1 protein-coding gene is annotated in these 297 nt (G+C 74.7%); it reads left to right on the top strand.

Annotated elements, in window-relative coordinates; translation table 11 throughout:
- The coding region (locus tag CCL05_RS45865) for a carbonic anhydrase (protein ID WP_279629920.1) at positions 1-212 on the top strand (212 nt) is incomplete at its 5' end.
- Positions 213-297: the final 85 nt, after the last annotated feature.

Here is a 297-nt window from a genome sequence, read left to right as displayed (position 1 = left end):
CCGTACTGGAGTCCGCGCCGGACGACCCGTCACTGCCGGAGGTCTCCCAGGGCAACGTCGTCAACCAGCTGGCCGCGCTGCGGAGTTACCCGGTGGTCCGACAGCGGCTCGACACGGGCCGGCTGCGGCTGCACGGCTGGTACTACGAGGTCGACACGGGGTTCGTCTACGAACTCGGCGACGACGGCGCGTTCCGGGTGCATGCCGCGTGAGCGGGGCGCATGCGCGGGGGCGGACACGGGGCGGCGGCGCGATGCCGGAGGGCCGGCAGACCGGCCCTGGGGGAGACGCGGGGGG

Origin of the sequence: Streptomyces africanus, assembly GCF_002150735.1 — a bacterium.
Taxonomy (GTDB): domain Bacteria; phylum Actinomycetota; class Actinomycetes; order Streptomycetales; family Streptomycetaceae; genus Streptomyces; species Streptomyces africanus.
The sequence above is the reverse complement of the archived record's forward strand: the minus strand, read 5'-3'. Positions and strand labels throughout refer to the sequence as shown.